The organism is Acetobacterium sp. MES1, from assembly GCF_002237635.1.
GTDB classification, from domain to species: Bacteria; Bacillota; Clostridia; order Eubacteriales; family Eubacteriaceae; genus Acetobacterium; species Acetobacterium wieringae.
The window spans coordinates 194,430-213,829 of record NZ_MJUY01000036.1; the positions used below are offsets into that span (position 1 = coordinate 194,430).

Annotated in this window: 17 protein-coding genes; all 17 read right to left on the reverse strand. The window is 41.0% G+C overall.

Going from position 1 to position 19,400, the window contains the following annotated elements; translation table 11 throughout:
- Positions 1–6 precede the first annotated feature (6 nt).
- The 17 genes from gltX to BI182_RS11625 all read right to left on the reverse strand — a co-directional run bounded on the left by gltX (position 7) and on the right by BI182_RS11625 (position 19,388).
- The gene (gene gltX / locus BI182_RS11545) at positions 7–1,485 is read right to left on the reverse strand and encodes a glutamate--tRNA ligase (RefSeq protein ID WP_286808137.1); all 1,479 of its coding nucleotides are present in this window, start codon (positions 1,483–1,485) and stop codon (positions 7–9) included.
- 72 nt (positions 1,486–1,557) lie between these two features.
- On the reverse strand, positions 1,558–2,502 hold the full coding sequence (gene queG, locus BI182_RS11550) for a tRNA epoxyqueuosine(34) reductase QueG (RefSeq protein WP_286808138.1): 945 nt from the start codon (positions 2,500–2,502) through the stop codon (positions 1,558–1,560).
- Positions 2,503–2,634: 132 nt separating this feature from the next.
- Complete coding sequence (yihA, locus tag BI182_RS11555) at positions 2,635–3,216, reverse strand: ribosome biogenesis GTP-binding protein YihA/YsxC (RefSeq protein WP_228883375.1); 582 nt, start codon at positions 3,214–3,216, stop codon at positions 2,635–2,637.
- Between the two features lie 32 nt (positions 3,217–3,248).
- On the reverse strand, positions 3,249–5,582 hold the full coding sequence (lon, locus tag BI182_RS11560; protein WP_070371232.1) for an endopeptidase La: 2,334 nt from the start codon (positions 5,580–5,582) through the stop codon (positions 3,249–3,251).
- A gap of 213 nt (positions 5,583–5,795) precedes the next feature.
- Positions 5,796–7,067 carry an ATP-dependent Clp protease ATP-binding subunit ClpX gene (gene clpX / locus BI182_RS11565; RefSeq protein ID WP_286808142.1) on the reverse strand — a complete coding sequence of 424 codons (1,272 nt, stop codon included), beginning with the start codon at positions 7,065–7,067 and terminating at the stop codon, positions 5,796–5,798.
- Between the two features lie 11 nt (positions 7,068–7,078).
- A complete protein-coding gene (gene clpP / locus BI182_RS11570) occupies positions 7,079–7,696 on the reverse strand; it encodes an ATP-dependent Clp endopeptidase proteolytic subunit ClpP (protein ID WP_228883372.1) in 618 nt (205 codons plus the stop codon).
- A 26-nt stretch (positions 7,697–7,722) separates the two neighbouring features.
- Entirely contained in the window at positions 7,723–9,021 is a 1,299-nt protein-coding gene (gene tig, locus BI182_RS11575; protein ID WP_228883370.1) for a trigger factor, read from the reverse strand.
- A gap of 184 nt (positions 9,022–9,205) precedes the next feature.
- The gene (locus BI182_RS11580) at positions 9,206–9,910 is read right to left on the reverse strand and encodes an ABC transporter ATP-binding protein (RefSeq protein WP_070371183.1); all 705 of its coding nucleotides are present in this window, start codon (positions 9,908–9,910) and stop codon (positions 9,206–9,208) included.
- 10 nt (positions 9,911–9,920) lie between these two features.
- On the reverse strand, positions 9,921–10,679 hold the full coding sequence (locus BI182_RS11585) for an ABC transporter ATP-binding protein (RefSeq protein WP_070371182.1): 759 nt from the start codon (positions 10,677–10,679) through the stop codon (positions 9,921–9,923).
- Positions 10,676–11,683 carry a branched-chain amino acid ABC transporter permease gene (locus BI182_RS11590; protein WP_148636421.1) on the reverse strand — a complete coding sequence of 336 codons (1,008 nt, stop codon included), beginning with the start codon at positions 11,681–11,683 and terminating at the stop codon, positions 10,676–10,678. The genes BI182_RS11585 and BI182_RS11590 overlap by 4 nt, the downstream gene beginning before the upstream one ends.
- A gap of 3 nt (positions 11,684–11,686) precedes the next feature.
- Positions 11,687–12,592: a branched-chain amino acid ABC transporter permease gene (locus tag BI182_RS11595; RefSeq protein ID WP_070371180.1), complete on the reverse strand. Its 906-nt coding sequence runs from the start codon at positions 12,590–12,592 to the stop codon at positions 11,687–11,689.
- Between the two features lie 71 nt (positions 12,593–12,663).
- Complete coding sequence (locus BI182_RS11600; protein ID WP_070371179.1) at positions 12,664–13,809, reverse strand: ABC transporter substrate-binding protein; 1,146 nt, start codon at positions 13,807–13,809, stop codon at positions 12,664–12,666.
- A 75-nt stretch (positions 13,810–13,884) separates the two neighbouring features.
- Positions 13,885–14,541, reverse strand: a complete 657-nt coding sequence (nth, locus tag BI182_RS11605) for an endonuclease III (protein WP_286808147.1) — start codon at positions 14,539–14,541, stop codon at positions 13,885–13,887.
- Complete coding sequence (locus BI182_RS11610) at positions 14,538–14,891, reverse strand: cupin domain-containing protein (RefSeq protein ID WP_070371177.1); 354 nt, start codon at positions 14,889–14,891, stop codon at positions 14,538–14,540. The genes nth and BI182_RS11610 overlap by 4 nt, the downstream gene beginning before the upstream one ends.
- A 12-nt stretch (positions 14,892–14,903) precedes the next feature.
- On the reverse strand, positions 14,904–17,096 hold the full coding sequence (locus BI182_RS11615) for a transglycosylase domain-containing protein (protein ID WP_070371176.1): 2,193 nt from the start codon (positions 17,094–17,096) through the stop codon (positions 14,904–14,906).
- Between the two features lie 13 nt (positions 17,097–17,109).
- The gene (locus BI182_RS11620) at positions 17,110–18,018 is read right to left on the reverse strand and encodes an RluA family pseudouridine synthase (RefSeq protein WP_286808181.1); all 909 of its coding nucleotides are present in this window, start codon (positions 18,016–18,018) and stop codon (positions 17,110–17,112) included.
- A gap of 368 nt (positions 18,019–18,386) precedes the next feature.
- Positions 18,387–19,388 carry an RnfABCDGE type electron transport complex subunit B gene (locus BI182_RS11625; protein WP_070371174.1) on the reverse strand — a complete coding sequence of 334 codons (1,002 nt, stop codon included), beginning with the start codon at positions 19,386–19,388 and terminating at the stop codon, positions 18,387–18,389.
- Positions 19,389–19,400 lie beyond the last annotated feature (12 nt).

Genomic DNA, 19,400 nt, shown 5'->3' on the forward strand with positions numbered 1-19,400 from the left:
TTTTATTTATAATTGCATAATCGATGCCACTGACTTGATGCGGTTTAAAACCTCATCTTTACCCAGAACATCCATAATTAATGTAAGATCCGGACCATGCATTTCACCGGTAATCATGATCCGACTTGGCATAAAGAGCATTTTGCCCTTGATTTTTTCTTCTTTTTGAATTTCTTTAAGAATAGCTTTTCCCCGGGCTGCGTCTAAAACTTCCGTTGCTTCGATTTTTTTTATCAGTGCCGTATAAAGACGTTTAGAAGACTCTTCACGCAATAATGTCAATGCTTCCTCGTCCTCAATGACATAATCATTCTTAAATATCATCTCCAATTGCTGAGGTGCCTGGGCAAAATACTCGATACGATCTCTTAAAATCTCGGCTATTTTAGATAACCAGTCCTGCTTTTCTGGAACTTCTTCCTGCTTTATCAACCCGGCAGCAACCAAAAATGGTGTCAAATAATTTACCAATTCGTCCAATGGCAATTCTTTGATATAATGGGCATTCATCCAGTTTAGCTTAGCCCGATCAAAAACTGCTCCCGATTTGTTAATTCGAGATAGGTCAAAGGCCTGGATCAATTCTTCCATTGAAAATATTTCCTGCTCATTCTCCGGGCTCCAACCCAGAAGCGCCAGGAAATTTACAAGTGCCTGTGGTAAATAACCTTTTGCCAAAAAATCTCCAACTGAAACATCACCCTGACGCTTACTGAGCTTTTTACGGTCATCATTCAGGATATTTGGTAAATGGACAAACTTCGGCGCTTCCCAACCCAGACATTCATACAGGTAGACGTGTTTGGGCGTGGATGGTAGCCATTCTTCCCCGCGAATGACATGGGTAATTGCCATCAGATGATCATCGACGACGACCGCCATGTGGTAAGTTGGAAAGCCATCAGCCTTTAATAAAACCTGATCATCCAAATCATTGGTATTCATCTCGATGACACCCCGCACCAGATCATCAAAAACAATTACATGATTTTCCGGTAATTTCAATCGGATGGTATAAGGCAGCCCCGCCTCAAGATTTGCAGCGATTTCAGCCTGCGACAATTCTCGACACTTTCCGTCATACTTAGGCGTTTCGCCTTTTTCCTTCTGACTAGTTCTAACCGCTTCCAGTCGTTCTTTGGTGCAGAAACAATAATAGGCCTGTCCCTGATCGAGTAGCAACTCTATGTAATCTTTATAAATGTCCAGACGTTGGGATTGAATATAGGGGCCATGCTGGCCTTTTTCAATCACACGATCATTTTCTTTTATTAAGCCTTCATCCGGAATCACACCGGTCATATTCAGTGCATCCAGCAGGTTATCCACTGCCCCCTGTTCAAGCCGGGTTTGGTCTGTATCCTCAAGACGGAGCAAAAACTTCCCGTCCATTTTCTTAGCATATAAGTAATTATACAGTGCTGTCCGCAGACTTCCAACATGAACATTGCCAGTTGGACTCGGTGCAAAGCGATCTCGTACCATTTTCCCTCCATGTTTAATTATAATAAATGTAAAAAGTTCTCTAACTTAATTATTATAGCACTTTATGATCGACTAATCATATATTTTTTTATTTTTTTTTATTAGTTGGGCATTTCTGATTAAGTTCTTTTTCCCTCGCCAGCCACAGGCAGTTTTCCCAAAACGAATTTTGAATTCCTTATTTGTCAGGGCCAATATTTCATCCAGCGGTGGTGACGCAGTTTTTGCGTCAATTAAAAAGGCTTCTTCCTGGGTTTCTTCAAGATCCTGATTATGGGGACAGACTTTTTGACAGAGATCACAACCATAAAGATACGTTTTTAAACGCACTTCTTCATCAGTGGACAGGAATTTTTTTTGAGTTAGATATGAAATACATTTTGTTGGTTCCAGACTAAACCCTTCGCCCAGAGCCTGATGGGGACATGCATCAAGACAACGCCGACAGGTTCCACACCCATTTTCTAGCAGTAGTGGCGGTTCAAAAACAATGACGCTGTCAATCAATATTTGTCCGATAAAGAAAAAAGAACCCAATTGATCATTGATCAAACAGTTGTTTTTGCCATAAAAGCCCAACCCGGCACGGTATGCAGATCCCCGATCAACCAGTGGACTATTGTCAACAAATAGTCGATACTCTATTTGTGCTCCTCCTGTCTGCCGTTGGATGTCATTCATGCGCTCCATTAATTGCGTCATTCGTCGCTTCAGTACCCGATGATAATCTTCACCCCAGGAAACCGATGCGAGCTGAACCCGATATTTCTCATCTGCCACTTCTTCAAATGCCTGATAGTTATTGATACCAATAACTATCCCCGTTTTTGCATCAGGATAGGCTTTTAAATAATTAATTCGATCCTCGGGTTCGCCACCCTCAAAGCCCGTGGAAAACCCTTCTTGATGGCGCCTGATCAGATAAGGCAGACACTCCTTAAGTGGTTCCACCGAAAAAAAACCAATCAGATCAATACCTGCTTGTTCTGCCAGCACTCGAATTATCTTTTCAGTCATTCCAACCTCATAAAATCGCCTCAGAACTGTTTTAACAGAACTGGAAAAGCTTCCTGTTGAAAGAAGGTTAAGCCGTAACAAGATCGAAGCTTGTTTTTAAGCCTAAGTCTTCCAAAAGGAAGCTAAAATTGATTATAATACGTTATGAATACATTCCCATACTTCGTCTTTTCCCAATTTCGTTTCTGCCGAAAATAGGATGAGCTCATCAGATTTCTTCAGATTCAGTGATTTTGCAATACGATTTACTGCCTTTTTTTGATTCGTTTTTGACAGCTTGTCGGCTTTGGTGCCAATTATTACAGGTTTTAAATCATAATAGATCAGCCATTCATACATTAATAAATCATCTTCTGAGGGTTCATGTCGAGAGTCAATAAGTTGAAAAATCAGTACCGCATTTTCACGATTCCGAAGATATTTTTCAATCATCTTCCCCCATTTTTCACGTTCCGTTTTGGACGCTTTAGCATAGCCATAACCAGGCATATCGACAAAATAGAACACGTCATTTATTCGATAAAAATTCATCGTCTGGGTTTTTCCCGGCTGGGAACTGGTTCGTGCTAAGCTTCGCCGTTCGATTAAGGTGTTGACAAACGTTGATTTGCCAACATTCGAACGCCCCAACAGCACTATTTCCGGCAGATTATCATCAGGATACTGTGCTTCTGCCACAGCACTGATGACAATTTCCGCTTTTGTTACTTTCATTATTTTCTCCATTTTCTGAAAGTTCGGTCTATTTATTGAAGATCTTTAAAAACAATTTTTGTGACCTCACTCATTTTTGAAACAGACTGAATATGTAAAGCCTCCAAAACAACGTTTGGTACATCTTCCAGGTCTTTTTCGTTTTCTTTTGGCAAGATAATTTCTTTAATACCGGCACGATGGGCTGCCGTCAGCTTTTCACGCAATCCGCCAATTGGCAGAACCCGGCCACTGAGGGTTATTTCACCGGTCATTGCCAGATTTTGTGGCACTGGTATATTGGTTAACGATGAAATCAGCGCCGTTGTGACTGCGATCCCAGCTGATGGGCCATCTTTCGGTACAGCACCCTCAGGTACATGGAGATGGATGTCTTTTTTTGAGTAAAAATCAGATTCGATTTCTAACACCTTCGCCTGGGAGCGAATATAACTAATACCCGCTTTGACTGATTCTTTCATCACATCACCAAGCTGTCCGGTGATTTCAATTTTTCCGGTACCATCCACCACGATCACTTCTATTTGCAGGGTATCACCACCAACCGGTGTCCAGGCTAATCCATTGACCAAGCCCACTTCTTTTTTATCACCTACGGTATCAAACGAATAGCGATGTTTTCCTAAGAATTTTTCCAGATTCTTCTGCGTGATGCTGATGCTTTTTTTCTTGTGTTCCACAATTTCTTTTGCAGCGACACGACAAATCTGAGCAATTTTTCGCTCAAGTTCGCGAACGCCTGACTCTCTGGTGTAATATTCAATGGTATTCTTTATTACTGCTTCACTGAACTTACAGGTGGATTTTTTTAATCCATGAATTTCCAGTTGTTTGGGAATCAGATAGCGTTGGGCGATTTCCACCTTTTCACTTTCGACGTAACCATTCACCTCAATAATTTCCATTCGATCCAGCAACGGTCTTGGAATGGTTGATAAAGAATTGGCGGTTGTTAAAAACAACACTTGCGACAGGTCAAACGGTAGTTCGAGATAGTGGTCAGTAAAGGTGTTATTCTGCTCCGGATCCAACACCTCCAGTAATGCAGAGGCGGGATCGCCATTGAAATCTTGTCCCAGTTTATCAATCTCATCCAGTAAGAATAGCGGATTTCTGGTTCCACATTTTTTCATATTGTATAAGATTCGTCCTGGAATGGCACCAACGTAGGTTCGACGATGACCTCTTATCTCGGCTTCGTCTCGCATCCCCCCCAATGACATACGGACATACTTACGATTTAAGGCTCGAGCAATGGATTTGGCAATCGACGTTTTTCCGACTCCAGGAGGTCCCACCAGACAAATAATTGGTGATTTGAGACTCTTTGAAAGCTGCAGTACCGATATATATTCAAGAATTCGTTCTTTAACCTTTTTTAATGCATAATGATCTTCATCCAGAATTTTTCGGGCAATTGAAACATCAACCGTTTCTTCGGTTAGCGTATTCCAGGGAAGATCCAGTATCCATTCCACATAAGTTTGAATTAAACCTGCCTCTGATGAGCCTTGAGGAACTTTGTTCAAACGATTCAGTTCTCCCAAAACCTTGTCTTTTACCTCGTCCGGTACTTCCAGTGCCGCCAGTCGTTCCCGATACGTTTCCAACTCATTTTGAACGTCACCTTCACCTAATTCATTTTGGATCACTTTTATCTGCTCCCGCAAATAGTATTCCCGTTGATGCTTATACATTTCACTACGAACTTTTTCGTCGATGTTGTGCTCGATTTTAATCATTTCAACTTCTTCAACCAAAATCTCGTAGGTAAGTACCAAACGCTTATTCACATCGGTTTCTTGAATCAGCCGTTGACTGTCTTCCAGATCCAGGAACAAATTGGCACCGATAATGTCAATAAGCTGATCCGGATCATCTAATGAATCCATGGCCAGAATAAGATCCGTCGCCACCTTTCTGGTAACATTCATATAATTGGCAAACGATTCGCGAATCATACGGATGAGTGTCCGATTCTCTTTTGTATCATAATAAACGGAACGGACCGGTTTGGTTGTAACCAGAAAATAGGGATTTAAACTTTCAAATTCAACGATTTCTCGTCTTTCCTGGACTTCAACCAGAACCCGAACAAGATTGTCCGGCATCTTTAATAATTGTTTAACTTTTACTCTGCAACCAATATTATAAAAGTCATCTGGATTAATATCCTCTTTAATAACCTCTTTTTGTGTGACCAAAAAAGCCATTTGGTCTCGCTCCATCGCAGCTTCCAATGCTTTAACAGATTTCTCGCGACCCACATCAAAATGAACCACCATACCAGGAAAAACACTCATCCCGCGAAGCGGTATCAATGGTAAGGTTTCTTTTTCCTGAACAAATAATTCCGGTTCAGTCATTCCCAAATGGTCAGTCTTTTCTTCTGGAATTTCCTTTTTTTCAATACTCAAATTAATCAACTCCTTGCCTCTATTATTATGAAAAGCACCTTTTATGTAATTACCTGTATTAATTTATACCCAAGTTTTTTAAAAAAAGCCGTGCAAAATTTCAAATACACGGTATAAAATACCAAAGAGTAGTTGGTCTTTTGAACGGCTATTTAATAAAATCTACGATACTACATCATTCTTTTTGCTTTTTTCGTTGTTTTTCTTTCCAAGAATCATAATCGGTTCAACTTGTTTTTCGACAACTTCTTTGGTTATGATCACTTTCTCAATATTCTCATTCGAAGGAACTTCAAACATAATATCAAGCATTATATTCTCAATGATTCCGCGGAGACCTCTGGCACCAGTTTTTGTATCCATGGCTTTTTTAGCAATTGCCACGAGTGCATCCTGCTGAAATTCCAATTCGACCCCTTCAATCCGAAACATTTTTATGTATTGTTTCACTAACGCATTTCGTGGCTCCGTCAAAATTTGTATCAGGGCGCTCTCATCTAAGTGTTCTAATGATGCAATCACAGGAATTCGACCAATAAACTCCGGAATCAGACCATACTTCAGCAGATCTTGCGGCTGAACTGAACTCAGATCATCATCCTCAATTTTTTCTTTGGAACTGCGAATGTCTGCACCAAAACCCATTGAGCTTTTTTCCATACGCTGCTCAATTACTTTATCCATGCCGTCAAAAGCACCACCACAAATAAATAATATATTGTTTGTGTTAATTTGGATAAAATCCTGATGCGGATGTTTACGTCCACCCTGTGGCGGGACATTTGCGATTGTTCCTTCAAGAATTTTTAATAACGCCTGTTGTACACCTTCACCACTGACATCCCTGGTGATTGAAGGGTTGTCACCTTTTCTGGCGATTTTATCAATCTCATCGATATAGATAATGCCCTTTTCGGCTTTAGCAACATCAAAATTAGCAGCCTGAAGTAGTTTCAATAGAATATTTTCCACGTCTTCGCCGACATAGCCAGCCTCCGTTAATGAAGTTGCATCAGCAATCGCAAATGGTACATTTAAAACTCGGGCTAATGTTTGCGCTAAAAGCGTTTTTCCTGACCCCGTTGGACCAATTAATAGGATATTACTTTTTTGCAATTCAACTTCGGCATCATTTTCATCCATTGCAGTAATCCGTTTGTAATGATTGTAAACGGCCACAGCCAGGGCTCGCTTGGCACGGTTTTGAGCGATGACATATTCACTTAATTTGAGTTTGATTTCTTTTGGTTTGGGGACATCATCAAACGCAATATCCTCAGGCATGCTCTCCACATCCATAATTTCTTCGCATAGCTCAATGCATTCATTGCAAATATAAACGCCTGGCCCAGCCACCATTCGTTTTACCTGAGATTGGCTTTTACCACAAAAGGAACATCGGGCATTTTCGATGCTATCTTCATTTCTTGCCATTTCTAAGCCTCCTATCTCGACACAATGATCTCATCAATCAATCCGTAGGCCTTCGCTTCGTCAGGATCCATAAAATTATCGCGATCAGTATCTTTAGCAATAGTTTCCAGGGGTTGCCCGGTTCGCTCGCTAAGTATTAAATTTAATTTTTCTCGTGTTTTTATCAATCGTTTTGCATAAATTTCCACATCGGTACTTTGCCCCTGGGCGCCACCTAGCGGCTGATGAATCATTATTTCACTGTTTGGAAGGGAAAAGCGTTTTCCCTTTGCTCCGGCAGCCAATAAAAATGCCCCCATTGATGCAGCAAGCCCTACACAGATGGTAGACACGTCACAACGAACGTAATTCATCGTGTCGTAGATGGCCATACCTGCAGTCACTGCCCCACCTGGACTATTAATATAAATTTGAATATCTTTTTCCGCATTATCGGATTCTAAAAAAATCAGTTGTCCAACAATCAAAGATGCCAGGCTTTCATTTATTTCACCATTTAAAAAGATAATTCGTTCCTTTAATAATCGCGAAAATAGGTCATATGAGCGTTCTCCCCGGCCAGTCTGTTCGACAACCATCGGAACCAGGTTATTGCTAATTAACGATTGTGTTGTTTTACTTGTTAGCATGAATACATTTTCCTGCTTTCTTATTATTACTCTGAAATTTTTGTCGTCGCGGCATCTACCAGCATTTCCACTGTCTTTCGTCTAATAATATTTGCTTTGATATAATCTAACATTCTTTCCTGAAGACCTTTTTTATATTCTTCAAAATCATGTCCATAGGCATCTGCAAATACTTTAATCTCTTCATCCACTTCTTCTTCAGTTGCTTCCAAAGCTTCCATTTCACCGATTTTTGAAAGAATCAGCTCCGTTTTGATATTTCTTTCTGCGTCTTCTTTCAGATTATTTCTGAAATCTTCACGATTGACATTCGTATATTTAAAGTAGTCATCTAAAGAAATGCCCTGTTGTTTCATTTGGTTTTCAAAGTTTTGCAGGTTATTGTCAACCTCTTCCTCAATCATTAAATAAGGTACATCAATTTCAGCGTTTTCCACTGCAAAATTAACAGCTGCAATTTCAGCCGCTTTTCTCAGTTCAGCTGTTTTAGCATCTTTTAACCGTGCTGCGACATCTGCTTTCAGTTCATCTAATGTATCAAACTCACTGGTATCTTTCGCAAAATCATCATCGAGTTCTGGCAATTCTTTTTCTTTAATCCCCTTAACTGCAACTTTGAACACCACGGCTTGTCCCTTAAGGTTCTCGGCATGGTATTCGTCTGGGAAGGTTACGTTGACAGTTGCTTCTTCACCGATTTTAGTACCAATTAATTGTTCTTCAAAGCCAGGAATAAAGGTTCCGCTACCAATGACTAAATCATAATCTGTATCTTTTCCGCCAATAAATGGTTCCTCGTTTAAAAAGCCTTCGTAGTCAATGGTAACCGTCGCACCATCTTTAACTTCACCAGCTTCTAATGTGACCAGTCGGGCATTCTGGTCCTGCATTTTTGCCAGATCAGCTGCAATCTCTTCATCCGTAATCTCAACTTCCAGAGAATCTACCTCCGCCCCTTTGTAGTCACCCAATTTAATTTCTGGTTTCACCCCAACCTTAACGATAAAGGTGGCACCTTCTTCTTCGCTGATTTTTTCAATATTTTCCAGATCAGGTCGAGTTACTGGTTTGATTTCTGTTTCTTCCAATGCACTGGTATAAGCAGGGGCAAAAGCAAAATCAATGGCATCTTCCATAAATACATTTTTTCCATAGTAGGATTCAATTACCTGTTTAGGCACTTTTCCTTTTCTGAAGCCTGGAACCGAAAAACGTTTTTTATTTTTATCATAGGACTTTTTAACAGCCTTTGAATATTCCTCCGGACTTATTTCAATTTTTAGGGTTGCAATATTTTTTTCAATACTTTCTACTGTAGCACTCATGTTATCCTCCGTATCTTTCACTATAAATTATATTCACATTCAATTTTAACAGTATATCATAGGTATATTTTCATATCAAGGATGAAAATCAAGGTGTTTAAGAAATATTCCAGGTGTATGACATCAAATTTAACAGAGATGTCCCTCCCATTAAAAAACTGCCTCTAGCGAGACAGTTTTTTAATCAACCACCTAAATAAGCTTGTTGCACTTCCGGATTCACCAGAAGATCTCTGGCATTACCAGAAAGTTTAATGTATCCAGTTTCCAGCACATAAGCTCGATTGGCAATGTGCAAAGCCTTGTTCGCATTTTGCTCAACCAATAAAACCGTTGTTCCAGCATCATTTACAGTTTGGATCATGTTAAAAATCTCGTCGACCAGAAGTGGTGCCAGACCCATTGATGGTTCATCGAGCAAAATCAGTTTTGGTCGTGTCATTAAAGCTCGTCCCATTGCTAACATTTGTTGTTCACCACCGCTTAAGGTTCCGGCAATTTGTTTAATCCGTTCTTTAAGTCGGGGAAAATTCAAAAATATTTTTTCCATGTCCTCTTGGATCTGATCCTTATCATTTCTGATATAGGCTCCCATTTGGAGGTTTTCATAAACGGTCATTTCGGCAAAAATACGTCGCCCTTCTGGAACATGGGCTATTCCCATTACCGGAATCTGATGGGCTGGCACCTTATTAAGGTTTTCGCCTTCAAAAGACACCATCCCTTCACTGGGTTTTAATAGTCCCGAAATCGTTTGGAGAATAGTCGTTTTCCCAGCACCGTTGGCACCGATAAGGGTAACAATCTCACCCTCATTGACCTCAAAGCTAATACCCTTGATCGCATGAATTTTTCCATAATGTACATTTAAATCTTTTACTTTCAGCATTTACGGCCTCCTAATCTCCTAAATAAGCACGAATAACATCAGGGTTGTTCTTAATTTCATCCGGAGTGCCTTCAGCAATAGTTTTTCCGTAATCTACCACGATAATCCGCTCACAAATCCCCATAACCAGTTTCATATCATGTTCAATGAGCAAAACAGTAATGTCAAATTTGTTCCTGATGAAGTGAATGGTTTCCATGAGCTCAGCCGTTTCATTCGGGTTCATTCCCGCCGCTGGCTCGTCCAACATCAGTACTTTTGGATCTGAAGCCAGCGCTCTGGCAATTTCCAGTTTACGTTGCTGCCCATAGGGAAGGTTTTTAGCCAGGGTATCAGCATACTCGCCCATATCAAAAATATCCAGAAGTTTCATGCATTCTTCGTGAGCTTTTTTTTCTTCTGTCCAGAATTTTTTTGTTCTGAACATCCCCTGAACCATGTTATAGTCGATAAAATTGTGATAGGCTATTTTTACATTTTCCACCGCAGTCAAATCTTTAAACAATCGAATATTTTGAAAGGTTCGACTGGCACCCAGTTTGACGATTTCGTGAGGAGTTTTTTTAATGATGCTTTGATCATTAAGCATAATCTCACCCATTGTTGGAACATAAACGCCGGTTAGCATATTGAAAATTGTCGTTTTGCCTGCGCCGTTGGGTCCAATTAAACCAACCAGCTCGTTAGCACTCAATTCAAGATTAAACTGATCAACTGCAGTTAAACCACCAAATTGCATCGTAATATTTTTTGCTGATAAAACGGTCATGATGCTTCACCTCCGCCGATGGAATTCTTGACGTTTTTTCGTTGAATCAGTGATTCAATAAAAGCTGTCAGCGAAAATTCGGATCTTCCGAAAATTCCCTGCGGTCTGAAAATCATCATGATAATCAACACAAGAGAGTAAACCAATAGTCGGTATTCGGAAAAACTACGAAGCATTTCCGGCAACACTGTTAAAACGATGGCCGAAATGATTGAGCCGGTTAAGCTTCCCAATCCACCTAAAACTACAATAACAAACATTTCAATCGAAAACATAAAGCCAAACTTGCTCGGCTCCAGAAATGATTGATAGTGGGCATATAATGAACCGCCAACACCAGCAAAAAAAGCCGCCAGCGAAAATGCCAATACCTTGTATCGGGTGGTCGGTATCCCCGCAGCCTCCGAAGCGATCTCATCTTCTCTGATGGAAATAATGGCCCGCCCCTGCTTTGATCTGCCTAATGTAAAAATCAGAAATGCAACAATTATCGTAATCCAATAGACATTGTTGAAATTCACCAGCCGGGTAATTCCTTTTAATCCAGCGGCTCCACCAGTCGGTCCAAAATTAATAAAAAAGATTCGGATAATTTCCGAAAACCCGATGGTTACGATCCCCAAATAGTCCCCACGGAGTCGCAGCGTTGGTGTCCCGATGAGAAATCCAAAAATTCCAGCAACAATCCCGCCAACAATCATCGCCAGAACAAGCGTGACAATTGGCGGCAATGACAATCCTCCGTCAATCAATGCCATCGAAAAACTGGCAGATGAGTAAGCGCCAATGGCCATAAACCCGGCATGACCCAAGGCCATTTCACCTAAAAATCCGGCTACAATATTTAAACTCATCGCCATGATAATCATTATACAAGTCATAATGGCAATTCCCACAAAATAATTGTTCATGGTCTTCGTCTGAATCAGCACGAAAAATACAAGGTAAAGGGCAACGATAGCAATTGCATTAATTAAATATGCTTTTTTCTTATTGTGATCCATTGTTTATACCTTCTCTCTCGTATTTTTTCCCAAGATGCCTGTTGGTTTGAAAAGCAGTACCACAATTAGAATCGCAAATACAATGGCATCAGCCCAAGTTGTTGAAAGATACGCTTTTGTCATTGTTTCAACCATACCAATGATAAACCCGCCGAGCATCGCTCCAGGGATAATTCCGATCCCCCCTAATACCGCAGCAATGAATGCTTTTAAGCCAGGCATAACGCCCATTGTTGGGTATACCTGAATATACGCGACACTGTAGAGAACCCCGCCTAAAGCACCAAGTGCTGAGCCCACCGCAAAGGTAAGCGAAATCGTTCGATTAACATTAATCCCCATCAGAATCGCAGCATCCTTGTCTTCTGATACGGCACGCATGGCACGACCCTGTTTTGTTTTTCGAATAAATAGATCCAATAGAACCATAAAAAACAGTGACAAACCTATAGTAATCAGAGTGGTTGAACTGATTTCGATTTCACCTATTTTATAAATGGTCTCCGGAAATATTTTTGGCATAACCTTGGGATCTGGCTTAAAAATAATCAACGCCAGATTTTGCAAAAACAAACTCACCCCAATAGCAGTAATCAGCGCAGACAGTCGGGGGGCATTTCTCAAGGGCCGATAGGCGATAAATTCGATGGCAACTCCAATGATAGCCATAATGACCATCGATGATAAGAGCACCGCCCAAACCGGAAGGTGAAAGCTGGTGGCAGCAATAAATGCAAAATATGCGCCGAACATCATGATTTCACCATGGGCAAAGTTGATTAGTTTAATAATGCCATATACCATGGTATAACCGATTGCGATGAGCGCATAGATACTCCCTACATTGAGCCCGTTGATCAGCTGTTGCAGAAATAAATTCACGATGTATCCTCCTTTATAGAATAACATAAAATGGATATAGAAGAGATGGTCTCTCCTATATCCCTTGTACTGCTTGTAATATTGTCGTTTATGAAATACTATTTGTTAACAACGGTTGAGTCATATTTTAACTGACCGCCATCGATCTTAATAATAGTTACTTCTTTATCCTTTGGATTTCCCTCTTCATCAAACTTCAAAGTTCCAGTAACGCCAGGATGATCCGTCGCATTTAAAGCTGTGATAATATCTGCAGACTCAGTAGAACCAGCTGCAGTAATTGCTTCGACCATGGCATATACAGCATCATAACCTAAAGCTGCAAAAGAGTTTGGCACTTTATCATACTCGGCTTTATAGGCAGTGATAAAGTTCTGAACGGTTTCAGATGGTGAATCGGCAGCATAGTGATTGGTGAAGTAATTTCCCTGAGCGGCGTCAGCGTATTCTTCTTGAACGCCATCCCAACCATCAGCTCCAACAAATTTTGCGGTAATACCCATTTCTTTGGCTTTTTGAAGAATTGGTCCAACTGTTTGAACATAGTCTGGAACAAATACGACATCCGGATTCATTTCTTTGATTTTTGTCAACTGAGCACTGAAATCTTTATCAGCCGTACCGTAAGATTCGCTACCGGCAATTGTGCCACCTTTAGCTGTAAATGCCGCTTTGAAGGCTTCTGATACACCTTCTGAGTAGGGATTACCCGTTCCGATTAACAATGCCGCAGTTTTTGCACCTAAAGTAGTAGCCGCAAAGTTAGCAGCAGCTTGACCCTGATAGTCATCCAGGAAGCATGCTCGAAATACATTTGGAGCATCTTGAGTTACTTCCACAGCTGTTGCTGTTGGTGACAGTACTGGCATATTATCTGAAACCATGATGTCTTTCATTGCTAAGGTTTCCCCACTTAAGGTTCCGCCGATCACTGCAACAACACCATCCTGGTCTCTTAATCGATTATAAGCATTGATTGCTTCAGTTTGATCTGCTTTTGAATCATAAGCAACCAATTCGATGTTTTTTCCATCAATACCGCCAGCAGCATTAATTTCAGCGACGGCTAATTGCGCACCTTCTTCTGCTGAGCTTCCATAAATAGCAGCATCGCCAGTCATTGGTCCGATAAAACCAAGTTTGACAACATCAGAACTTCCGCCAGATGTTGAACATCCTGCGAATGCAAAAATAGAAGCGGTGAACATAACAACAAGTAAAACACTAACAACTCTTTTCTTCATTTCTTTTCCTCCTTTTTCTTTTCAATGATTATTTATAGTGCTTATCATAAACCATTCTTAAGAAAAACACAAGAATTAATTGCTTTGAGACGATGCTTCTTTAATATTTTGACGTCCAAAATCACAGATGCTGCTTAGCTCACACCCGCTACAATTGGGATTTCTTGCTGTACAACATTTTCGTCCATGCCAGATAAGCCAATGGTGAGCCTGGGACCATTTGTCTTTTGGAATATTTTTCATCAATTCTTTTTCAACTTCCAAAACGGTCTTTCCCTGAGCCAGACCGATTCGACGTGAAACTCGAAAAACATGGGTATCAACTGCAATTGCCGGGATATCAAAGGCATTACTCATTACCACATTGGCAGTTTTGCGTCCAACCCCAGGAAGTGTAATCAGTTCATCCAGTTGCTCTGGTACCTTGCCACAATACTCTGTCAATAACCGATGACAGGTCAAAATAATATTTTTGGCTTTTGTTTTAGCCAGTCCACAGGTTTTTATTTTTTCAAGTAGCCCTACTTCCCCCAATGACAAAATCGATTCTGGTGTATTATAATTCTTAAACAAATCCCCGGTAACGATATTTACTCTCAAATCGGTGCATTGTGCTGATAGGATGGTGGCGATCAACAATTCAAAAGGGCTACTAAAATCTAAGCCACATTGTTCCTGACCGTAAAGGCACTCCAATGTGGCTAAGACTTGTTCAATATTCTTCTTGATCACACATTTTCATTGAGAATCAGTGCCATAAACACCAAATCCTCATCCCCAGTATTGACAACGCTGTGGCTACCCTGATCCGGAGTGACCATCACATCTCCGGGTCCTATCTGTAACTGAATGCCATTATCAACGACCATCCCTTTTCCTTGTAAAAAATAGAATATTTCCTGCTCACCTGTATGCTGATGTTCTCCAATGGAGTCTCCCGGTTTTACTGTGATCTGGGCAAATAGTCGGCAGTTTTTCCCTAGAATTTCGCTATCAGTGATGTGGGTAATCTCAACGTTCCCGTGACCACCCCGCATATTCTGTTTTATTTCTTGTGTTTTTGATTCATTTTGTATGATCATCTTTATCCTCCATTAGGTTGTCGGTGTTGTTGGATCCGTTGGTGTCGTTGGATCCGTTGGCTCTGTTGGCGTGGTCGGATCGGTTGGCTCCGTTGGCGTAGTAGGATCTGTTGGCTTGGTTGGCTCCGTTGGTGTTGTTGGCTCCGTCGGCGTGGTCGGGGTTGTTGGAGTTGTCGGGGTTGTCGGTGTGGTCGGGGTTGTTGGCGTGGTTGGCTCCGTTGTTTCTTCTTTATTCGTTGTACTTGTTCCCGAATCAATCGAAGAGGCTCCGGAACTTTCACCCTCGTTAGAGGTTCTTTCAATTTCAGTAGTTGTCAACAAGTCTTGATCGATAACCATACTCAAGTAATTTCCATAAATCCCTGCCGCTCGGGAACTCCCCCCATAAAGCACATCGTTTTCCGGCGTCCCCAGCCAGACTGAAGTGGTTAGATTCCCGGTAATCCCGGTAAACCATAAATCTTTGTTATCATGGGTTGTCCCCGTCTTTCCGGCAGTGGTATAAATCTGGGCCGCCGCAGAACCAGTTCCGTAATCAACAACCCCTTCCAGGATATTCATCATATTTGTTGCCGTAGTATCCGACATAACTTTTCGTGTCGTTGTACTGGAGGAATCTTTTGTATATAGAACCTCGCCATTTACCTGCTCTAGTTTTGTGACATAATAAGGTTGGTTATAGACACCAGCGTTATTAAAAACATTAAATGCGGCCGCCATTTCCAGAGGTTTGATTCCGTAGGTCATCCCACCAAGTGCCGTCGCCAAGTTATAATCGTCATCCTCAAAAGTCGAAATACCCATTGTCTGCATAAACGCTACTGCTTCTTCTGGTCCAACTTTATCGAATACTTTAACAGCCGGGATGTTGTAAGAGTTGACTAATGCCGTCTTAACAGTTACCGTCCCATGATAACTACCATCATAGTTTTTAGGGGCATATCCACCAAAGTCAGTATAAGTATCCGAGATAGTTGTACTGGGGGTAATTAATCCCTTATCCATGGCTGCTGCGTAATAAAGCGGTTTAATGTTCGATCCTGGCTGTCTTGGGGTGTTAGCCATATCGATTTGGGTGTTCCCACCATAGTATGCTTTAACCGCCCCATCCAGATCGACAGTGACGATGGCTCCCGTTTCGTTGGGCAAATCTCCATCTAACGCACTTGTCAAGCTTTCGATTGCATCTCCTTGCATCGCCGTATTAATGGTTGTGTAAATACGGTAACCGCCATTGGCAATATTTTCTTTGATATAATCAATTGCCTGGTCTTCAGTGATACCACGCTCCTGCATGACTGCAGATGCTTTTAATTGCGCATACTCGTTGAGTGCCCGTCCAACATACGCTTCATAATTGTCAACGATCTGATCATCATTACTAATGGTCGCCGGATCGCGGATGACCAGTTCTTGCGCATATGCAGCGTCCGCTTCTTCTTGCGTAATATATTTTTCTTTTACCATTCGCGTCAGTACTTCCAGTTGACGTTTTTTTGCGGCTTCAAAATCAGTATTCGGTGCATAAGCACTTGGCGCTTGAGGCAAACCTGCCAGCATTGCGGCTTCGGCCAGATTAACCTGAGAAACCGGTTTGTTGAAATAAGTTTGTGCTGCTTCTTCAATCCCATATGCGCCTGAACCAAAATAATACTCATTGAAGTACATTTCCAGAATTTGTTCTTTTGTATACTTCTCTTCTAATTGGAGTGCTATAGAAATTTCTTTTAGCTTACGCACCAGCGACTGATTAAAATTCTGTTCCGTTGCAATATCAGGTAAGAACAGAACTCTGGCAAGTTGCTGAGTGATGGTGCTGGCACCTTCACCAATACCATTACTGGCAATATTCGAAAAAAACGCTCGAACAATCCCCAGTAAATCAATTCCAAAATGATCATAAAAACGAGAATCCTCTACTGAAATCAGAGCCTGTTGTAATTGCACCGGAATCTGATCAATCGTCACATTGGTTCTGTTCTTTGTGTACAATTCAGCGATTAGAGCATTATCCGCCGAATAAATCTCCGTTTTATCCTTAGCCTGATACTGATAATCTGAAATATCCATGCGATTTGCAGCATAGATTGAATACATAACACCGACTCCCAGAATCCCCAGGACTAAAAGAACAATCAGTACCTTTACTCCAATATGTTTTTTCTTTTTTCGTCTTTTTATCCCCTTTTTTTGCTTTTCGCTCATTCCATCACCTTTTCTATATTTTATCTATTAGACGCTTTCGAAGGTCTAACAATTCGTTGTTATACTCAGCCAAAACACACAAATTCTTTTTTCGAGGCAGCGACAACTCCAAACATTGCGCGTGTAGAGCCTGATGAGACATTCCAAAAGAATCGTATTCTTTATCATCGTCATGATACAAGGGATCGCCAATAACGGGATTCCCCAAATATTTCAAATGAACTCTAATTTGGTGGGTTCGTCCGGTTTCCAACACCAACTCAACCAGCGAAGCATCCTTATACTCTTCCAGTACCCGATACCGGGTAACAGATGGCTTTCCAGACTCCATAACGATCCGATGAATACTGTCTTCATAGGGTTGTCCGATTGGAGCATCAATAATTCCCACTTCAGCAGGAAGCCGTCCATGAACAAGTGCATGATAAACCTTCTTCACCTTACCAGAATTCATTTCTTTTTGTACATAGTGATGCACATATTTATTCTTGGCTATTGCAACAATACCGGTGGTATCTCGATCCAATCGATTGATAAAGCGAATCTTCGCTGCAGTCCCCTGTTCCTGCCAGTAATAGCTAATGAAATTTGCCAGTGTATCCAATTGATGGCTCTTCGTGGGATGTGTCACACAAAATGGCGGTTTATTGACTACTAAAAGCTCATCATCTTCATAAACAACATTAAGTTTGCCCGCTACCGGTTCCCCATCAATATCTTCCCGGGGCATCTTAATTTCGATGATATCTCCTGGTTTGATTTGCTGTCCCAGAAAACACTCTTTGTGATTCAAGCTGATCTTTCCAATCCGTTTGATTTCTCTGATTAATCGGCTAGAATAACAATAACGACTGATCAGCTCTTCTCTGACCAACTTTTCATGACTGTCTGATATTTGATAAGTATAGATGAGACTTATAATTCTACCCCCGAATCTGACCTGATATAAAAACTATTTGTTTCAATCAGTTTTCTGATTTGTTTATAAATGATGCATTATGTAATTTAGCATGAAACGACTCAGCAATAAAAACATGCATACTATTATACCTTAATTTGACCAAAGTCGTTAATTTTTTTTATTTTTTAATAGTTATATCCACATTTGATTTTTCGTTCACCATATGACAGATTATTTCGACAATACCACCATTTTAACAGAAAGCAAAACCATTTTATACATCTTTCCTAAAATTCTCATTAAAAATTTGCACAAACACGGAATTGTCATAAATTCTTCATAAAAAAAGACTCTCCATTTTTCAATGAAGAGTCCTGTAAAATTATAGACTATTTGGCTTTATTGGGTCGCATTTCAATGGCATTTTTCTTGCACTTCTTAAAACAGATACCGCAGCCAATACATTTTTCATGATCAATAACATATGGTGGCTTTTTGATTTCACCAGAAATTGCTTCAACTGGGCAGTTCTTTGCGCAAGCGCCACAACCGATACAATTTGCATCAATGATATATGCTGTCTTCTTACCGGTTTCAACGTCACCAGAAATAGTGTGCATTGGACATTTAACGACACATTCATAACATTGAACACACTTATCATAATCAATTTTGGCAATATTGTTTTCAACGGTGATTGCATCAAATTTACATGCTTTCACACAGGCTCCGCAGGCAATACAAGCAGTTGTACAAACCAGTTTTGCTGTCTTTCCTTTATCTTTGTTATTACATTTTACAATAACATCCTGAGTCGCCGGAACCAGATTCATAATCGCTTTGGGGCAGGCATCCACGCACTTGCCACAGGAAGTACATTTATCCGGGTCAATTTTCGGCAACCCGTCTTCTCCCATAACAATGGCATTAAAAGGACATACTGATTTACAAGTCCCTAATCCCATACAGCCGTAGCGACAACCTTTTGCCCCGCCAGAAGCGATCATGGCTTCCCGACAATCCATTTCACCATAGTACTCGGCCCGATTTGGAGCCGTTTCACAGGTGCCCTGACAAATAACAGTGGCAACCTTTTTAACCGCACTGCCAGCTTCCATACCCATAATTTCCGCAATCGCAGCGGCACAATCAGCACCGCCAACTGGACAGGCATCAATTCCCGCTGTTCCTTCGACAATATTGGATGCCAAGGCATCACAGCCCGGTAAACCACAACCACCACAGTTAGCGCCAGGAAGAGCTGCACGCACTAATGGCACACGAGGATCTTCGTATACTTCAAATACCTTAGCTGCAATAGCAAGGCCAATTCCAAATACTAAACCAAACACACCGAGGATAACGACTGGAATTAAAATCTCATTCAACATTTCCGTATCCTC

Excerpts from the sequence above, each read along its gene's own strand:
- queG (WP_286808138.1), bottom strand. The coding sequence starts at position 2,502 with ATGACTGAAAAGATAATTCGAGTGCTGGCAGAACAAGCAGGTATTGAT.
- BI182_RS11600 (WP_070371179.1), bottom strand. The coding sequence starts at position 13,809 with ATGAAGAAAAGAGTTGTTAGTGTTTTACTTGTTGTTATGTTCACCGCT.
- BI182_RS11595 (WP_070371180.1), bottom strand. The coding sequence starts at position 12,592 with ATGTTATTCTATAAAGGAGGATACATCGTGAATTTATTTCTGCAACAG.
- lon (WP_070371232.1), bottom strand. The coding sequence starts at position 5,582 with ATGACTGAACCGGAATTATTTGTTCAGGAAAAAGAAACCTTACCATTG.
- BI182_RS11590 (WP_148636421.1), bottom strand. The coding sequence starts at position 11,683 with ATGGATCACAATAAGAAAAAAGCATATTTAATTAATGCAATTGCTATC.
- BI182_RS11610 (WP_070371177.1), bottom strand. The coding sequence starts at position 14,891 with ATGATCATACAAAATGAATCAAAAACACAAGAAATAAAACAGAATATG.
- yihA (WP_228883375.1), bottom strand. The coding sequence starts at position 3,216 with ATGAAAGTAACAAAAGCGGAAATTGTCATCAGTGCTGTGGCAGAAGCA.
- BI182_RS11625 (WP_070371174.1), bottom strand. The coding sequence starts at position 19,388 with ATGTTGAATGAGATTTTAATTCCAGTCGTTATCCTCGGTGTGTTTGGT.
- BI182_RS11580 (WP_070371183.1), bottom strand. The coding sequence starts at position 9,910 with ATGCTGAAAGTAAAAGATTTAAATGTACATTATGGAAAAATTCATGCG.
- clpX (WP_286808142.1), bottom strand. The coding sequence starts at position 7,067 with ATGGCAAGAAATGAAGATAGCATCGAAAATGCCCGATGTTCCTTTTGT.
- gltX (WP_286808137.1), bottom strand. The coding sequence starts at position 1,485 with ATGGTACGAGATCGCTTTGCACCGAGTCCAACTGGCAATGTTCATGTT.
- BI182_RS11585 (WP_070371182.1), bottom strand. The coding sequence starts at position 10,679 with ATGACCGTTTTATCAGCAAAAAATATTACGATGCAATTTGGTGGTTTA.
- tig (WP_228883370.1), bottom strand. The coding sequence starts at position 9,021 with ATGAGTGCTACAGTAGAAAGTATTGAAAAAAATATTGCAACCCTAAAA.
- BI182_RS11615 (WP_070371176.1), bottom strand. The coding sequence starts at position 17,096 with ATGAGCGAAAAGCAAAAAAAGGGGATAAAAAGACGAAAAAAGAAAAAA.
- clpP (WP_228883372.1), bottom strand. The coding sequence starts at position 7,696 with ATGCTAACAAGTAAAACAACACAATCGTTAATTAGCAATAACCTGGTT.